Here is a 5,638-nt window from a genome sequence, read left to right as displayed (position 1 = left end):
ACCAGCGTCGTCGAGGGAATCAACAACACTATCAAGGTCATCAAGCGCAGGGCTTACGGGTACCGCGACGAGGAATACTTCTTCCTCAAGATCCGCGCCGCGTTCCCCGGTAATCCACGATGAACCATAAAAAAACCCGGCTCGATGGCCGGGTTTTTTGTGTGCACAACGGATGTTACATCGCGCCGTGCTTCAGAACTGCCACCACGACTTCTTCGCACCGGGGCGCGAATGGCCCGTCACATACGGGCTGTCGGGGAACGTGCCCGCGAGCACGCGCTTGGTGTCCTCGGCGAGTTCTGGCTGGTTCAGCTTGCCGTACGACAGGATCATGATGTGCAGCGCATCCTCGATCGCCGGCGCGCCCTTGTAGTCCTTGATCGCGAGCTGGGCGCGGTTGATGGCCGCGACATACGCGCCACGACGGTAGTAGTAGTCGGCCGCGTGCACTTCGTGCGACGCGAGCGCGTTGACGATGTAGCGCATCCGTGCGGCCGCGTCGGGCGCGTACTTGCTCTTCGGGAAGCGATCGACGACGACCTTGAACGCATCGTACGATTCGCGCAGCGCCTGCGGATCGCGTTCGCTCATGTCCTGGCCGGAGAAGCGCCCGAACAGGCCGAGATCGTCGTTGAAGTGGATCATCCCCTTCAGGTAGTACGCGTACGGGATATCCGGATGATCCGGGTGGAGCTGGATGAAGCGGTCGACGGCCTGGTCAGCGGCTGCCGGTTCGTTGTCCTTCCAGTTGCAGTACGCGACGTTGATCTGCGCCTGCTGTGCGAAATGGCCGAACGGATCGCGGCCTTGCAGCGATTCGAAATATTTCGCGCACTTGCCCCAGTCGCCGCCGGACAGTGCGTCCTGGGCCTCTGAGTATAATTTGTTGTTCGACCAGGTAGCCGTCTCGTCCTGCTTCTGCGGCAAGCCGTGGCAGCCGGCGATGAGGGCCGCGGCCGCTACCGCCGCAGCCCGGGCGGCGACGGTTCTGGCCGTGCGTTTGGTCGAATTCATCATGCTCGCATGTCCTAGCTTCAAGTCTCGGTGACCCAGTCTAAATGACCCGTTCAAGTTCGCAGAATGCCCAGCCGGGCACACCAAATCGCGAAGATTATAGCCCAAGCGATCGGCCCGCCGACGCTGCCTCGGGGGATTCCCTCGATGACGATCTGGCCGGCGACGCGATGCAGCCGCCCGTCGTGCCGTCCGTGGCGGGCGATGACGCGCCGCGTATCGTCGAAGTGCCGCTGTCGCTCGCCGGCGAACGGCTCGACAAGGCGCTTGCCCAACTGTTCCCCGAATTCTCGCGCAGCCGCCTGCAGAGCTGGATCGAGGCGCAGCGGGTGCTCGTCGACGGGGCGCCGGCGAAGATCCGCCAGCCGGTGCCGCTCGGCGCGAAGATCGCGCTCGTGCCCGATCTGCTGCCCGAGCAGCTCGCGTTCACGCCGGAGCCCGTGCCGCTCGACGTGATTTACGAGGACGACGCGCTCGTCGTCATCAACAAGCCGGCCGGCCTCGTCGTGCATCCGGCCGCCGGCAACTGGAGCGGCACGATCCTCAACGGCCTCCTGCATCGCTACGGCGACGCGGCGGCCGGCCTGCCGCGCGCGGGGATCGTCCACCGGCTCGACAAGGAAACCTCCGGCCTGATGGTGGTCGCCCGCACGCTGGCCGCGCAGACGGACCTCGTGCGCCAGCTGCAGGCCCGCACGGTGAAGCGCCGCTATTTCGCGCTGGTGTGGGGCACGATGCCCGAGGCGGGCACGATCGACGCGCCGATCGGCCGCGATCCGCGCGAGCGCACGCGCATGGCCGTCGTCACCGGCGCGTCGGGCAAGCCCGCGCGCACGCATTTCCGCACGGTTGACACATGCCTGTGGCAACGTCAGCCGGTTTCGGCGATTCAGTGCGATCTCGAAACCGGCCGTACGCACCAGATCCGTGTGCATTGCGCGCATGCCGGACATCCGCTGCTCGGCGATCCGGTCTACGGGCGCGCGCGCGGCAAGCGCTCGGTCACGCCGCTGCCGGACGGGTTCGCGCGACAGGCGCTGCATGCGTGGCGGCTCGGCCTCGTGCATCCGGTCACGGGCAAGGCGATGCAGTGGCGCTGCCCGCTGCCGGACGACATGAACGCACTGGTCGCCGCGCTCGGCTTCGGGCAGGGCGACGAGGAATTCGACGACGACGACGGTGTCTACGACGATGACGATTTCGGCGGCGAGTATCACGACGACGAGCCGTATCTGGACGACGATGAGGAGGAGTGAGTGCCGATGACGAACCTGGCGCCGTTGACGTGGCAGGACTGCGTGCGGCCCGACTGGCAGGTGTCGCCGCGCGTGCGCGCGCTGATCACGACCCGCGACGGCGGTGTGAGCGAAGGCCCGTACGGGCGCTGGCAGGACGGCGCCGCGCTGCCGGGCGGGATGAATCTCGGCCTGCATACCGGTGACGATCCCGGCCATGTCGCCGCCAACCGCGCGCGCGTGCTGGCCCTCGCTGGCCAGTCGGGCGCCGCATGGCTCGAGCAGGTTCACGGCGCGCAGATCGTGCAGGCGGACGCGGTGATCGCCGCCGCGCCTGGTGCCACGGCGCCGGTGCAAGCCGACGCGAGCGTGACCGTTCAGGCAGGCGCCGTCTGCGTGGTGATGGTGGCCGATTGCCTGCCCGTGCTGCTGTGCGACGCGCAGGGCCGCGCGGTCGGCGCCGCGCATGCGGGCTGGCGCGGGCTCGCGGCCGGCATCGTCGAGCAGACGGCGGCGCGCGTCGCGGCGCTTGCGGGCGGCGCGACGGACGCGCTGCATGCGTATCTCGGTCCGGCGATCGGCCCGCAGGCGTTCGAGGTCGGCGCCGATGTGCGCGATGCGTTTCTCGACACGGCTCCGCAGTCGGAGCATGATGAAACCCGTCATGCGTTCGTCGCGATCGACGGCGCGCCCGGCAAGTTCCTGGCCGACCTCTACGCGCTCGCGCGCCTGCGACTCGCGCGTGCGGGTGTGGCGCACGTGAGCGGCGGGACGGCGTGCACGGTCGCCGAGCGTGCGCGCTTCTATTCGTACCGGCGCGACCGCGTGACGGGGCGCATGGCCGCGGCAATCTGGCTGGCCGATTGATTGCATGCGCATGCGCGCCGGCTTTGTTGCGCCGCGAAATCGAGTTATCTCGATATTGAGGCGGCAATACGGCGTTGCATGCGCGACTGAATGAAAAATCCCGACGTCAAGCTAAACAAAATGTTTTATGTTTCGCCGGAACCCTTGTCCCGTCTGTTGTGCGCGGATTATCTCCGTGCCGAAATGTTCAGTGGTTTGACGGGGCGCTTCACATGGGGAAAACGATAATGATAAAAATACCGCACTGCGGCAGAATCTGGAGACGCCTCTCCAGAGCATGACGGCCCGGCTCGCAGCCGGCACGCCGCGCGCGAGCAGGATTTCACGATTGACGCTCACGAATCACCGGTAAGGCAGGTAATGACAGCATCGAAAAATTCGTCGACGTCCGCGCATGCGGGCACTTCCGCGGGCAGCACCGGTTTCGATCCGGCCGCCCAGCCGATGCAGCAGATGTTCGAGTCGTGGTTGAACGCGTGGCGCGGTTTTGCAGATCCGGCGCGCGCCGCGACGGCATCGGCCTCCGTCAATCCGTTCGCGACATTCCAGTTCCCGACGTCGTTTCCGTTCCAGATGCCGTCGATGCCCGACTTCGGCGCGATGGCGTCGCCGTTCGCGGGGCTGAAGCTGCCGGTTGCCGCGATTCCGCCCGAACGGCTCCAGGCATTGCAGGCCGACTACGCACGCGATTGCATGACGCTGATGCAGCAGGCGGCCGCCGCGAAGCTCGAGTCGCCGGAGCTGAAGGACCGCCGCTTCAGCGGCGACGCGTGGAAGGCGTCCCCCGCGCATGCGTTCGCGGCCGCCTGGTATCTGCTCAACGCGCGCTATCTGCAGGAGCTGGCCGACGCGCTTCAGACCGATCCGAAGACGCGTGAGCGCATCCGTTTCACGGTCCAGCAATGGACGGCCGCCGCCGCGCCGAGCAACTTCCTCGCACTCAATCCCGACGCACAGAAATCGATCCTCGAGACGCAGGGCGAAAGCCTGCGGCAGGGGATGATGAACCTGCTCGGCGACCTGCAGCGCGGCAAGATTTCGCAGACCGACGAATCGCAGTTCGTGGTCGGCAAGAACCTCGGATGTACCGAAGGCTCGGTCGTGTACGAGAACGACCTGATCCAGCTGATCCAGTACACGCCGAAGACGGACAAGGTGTTCGAGCGGCCGTTGCTGATCGTCCCGCCGTGCATCAACAAGTTCTACATCCTCGACCTGCAGCCGGAGAATTCGCTCGTCGCGCACGCGCTGTCGAACGGTCATCAGGTATTCCTCGTGTCGTGGCGCAACGCGGATGCATCGGTCGCGCACAAGACGTGGGACGACTACATGAACGAAGGGCTGCTCGCGGCGATCGACGCGGTGCAGCAGATCAGCGGCCGCGAGCAGATCAACACGCTCGGCTTCTGCGTCGGCGGCACGATGCTCGCGACCGCGCTCGCGGTGCTCGCCGCGCGTGGCGAACATCCGGCCGCGTCGATGACGCTGCTCACCGCGATGCTCGACTTCACCGATACGGGCATCCTCGACGTGTTCGTCGACGAGGCGCACGTGCAGATGCGCGAGCAGACCATCGGCGGCAAGAACGGTGCGCAGCCGGGGCTGATGCGCGGCGTCGAGTTCGCGAACACGTTCTCGTTCCTGCGGCCGAACGATCTCGTGTGGAACTACGTCGTCGACAACTACCTGAAGGGCCGCACGCCCGCGCCGTTCGACCTGCTGTACTGGAACAGCGATTCGACGAGCCTGCCGGGCCCGATGTACGCGTGGTATCTGCGCCATACCTATCTGGAAAACAAGCTGCGCGAGCCGGGTGCGCTGACCGTGTGCGGCGAGTCGGTCGACCTGTCGCTGATCGACGTGCCGACCTTCATCTACGGTTCGCGCGAGGATCACATCGTGCCGTGGCAGACGGCCTACGCATCGACGTCGATCCTGTCGGGCCCGCTGAAGTTCGTGCTCGGCGCGTCGGGACACATCGCGGGCGTGATCAATCCGCCGGCGAAGAAGAAACGCAGCTACTGGGTCAACGAGGGCGACCTGCCCGAATCCGCGGACGACTGGTTTGCCGCGGCGACCGAGCAGCCGGGAAGCTGGTGGACGACGTGGGTCGAGTGGCTCGACGCGTACGGCGGTCGCAAGGTCGCGCCGCCGGCCCAGCCGGGTTCCGCGCAATTCCCGGTGATCGAGCCGGCGCCCGGGCGCTACGTGTTGCAGCGCGATTGACGAAAACCGGACAGCGGCGCACGCTGTCCGGTGCACCGCAGTTTTTTTAACAGGGCCGGTAACGACGCGCCGTGTCGTGCGGGCCTGGAGGAAAGGGAAATGACGGATGTAGTGATCGTATCGGCCGCGCGGACCGCGGTCGGCAAATTCGGCGGCTCGCTGGCGAAGATTGCGGCGCCCGAACTGGGCGCGACGGTGATCCGCGCAGTGCTGGAGCGTGCGGGCGTGAAGCCCGAGCAGGTCAGCGAAGTGATCATGGGCCAGGTGCTGACGGCCGGCTCCGGGCAGAACCCGGC

At 66.5% G+C, this 5,638-nt stretch carries 5 protein-coding genes and 1 pseudogene; 5 read left to right on the top strand and 1 reads right to left on the bottom strand.

Annotated features, from left to right (window positions below):
* On the top strand, window positions 1-123 hold a 123-nt coding region (locus MMB92_RS34935; RefSeq protein WP_143329487.1), incomplete at its 5' end, for a transposase.
* Window positions 124-192: 69 nt separating this feature from the next.
* Here MMB92_RS34935 and MMB92_RS34930 read toward each other — a convergent pair.
* Complete coding sequence (locus MMB92_RS34930; protein ID WP_006484415.1) at window positions 193-1,017, bottom strand: outer membrane protein assembly factor BamD; 825 nt, start codon at window positions 1,015-1,017, stop codon at window positions 193-195.
* Window positions 1,018-1,058: 41 nt separating this feature from the next.
* Here MMB92_RS34930 and MMB92_RS34925 point away from each other — a divergent pair, with 41 nt between their 5' ends.
* From MMB92_RS34925 to MMB92_RS34910, 4 genes and pseudogenes are all read left to right on the top strand, one after another.
* Window positions 1,059-2,270 carry an RluA family pseudouridine synthase gene (locus MMB92_RS34925; protein WP_034178468.1) on the top strand — a complete coding sequence of 404 codons (1,212 nt, stop codon included), beginning with the start codon at window positions 1,059-1,061 and terminating at the stop codon, window positions 2,268-2,270.
* Window positions 2,271-2,276: 6 nt separating this feature from the next.
* Complete coding sequence (pgeF, locus tag MMB92_RS34920) at window positions 2,277-3,116, top strand: peptidoglycan editing factor PgeF (protein ID WP_080331687.1); 840 nt, start codon at window positions 2,277-2,279, stop codon at window positions 3,114-3,116.
* 360 nt (window positions 3,117-3,476) lie between these two features.
* Window positions 3,477-5,342: a class I poly(R)-hydroxyalkanoic acid synthase gene (gene phaC, locus MMB92_RS34915; protein ID WP_006485252.1), complete on the top strand. Its 1,866-nt coding sequence runs from the start codon at window positions 3,477-3,479 to the stop codon at window positions 5,340-5,342.
* 99 nt (window positions 5,343-5,441) lie between these two features.
* Window positions 5,442-5,638 (top strand): annotated as a pseudogene (locus MMB92_RS34910) (acetyl-CoA C-acetyltransferase); the annotation flags it as partial.

The sequence above is a fragment of the Burkholderia sp. IO2 genome, from assembly GCF_029522185.1.
Lineage (GTDB): Bacteria > Pseudomonadota > Gammaproteobacteria > Burkholderiales > Burkholderiaceae > Burkholderia > Burkholderia cenocepacia.
This window is presented reverse-complemented; position numbering and strand designations above follow the sequence as displayed.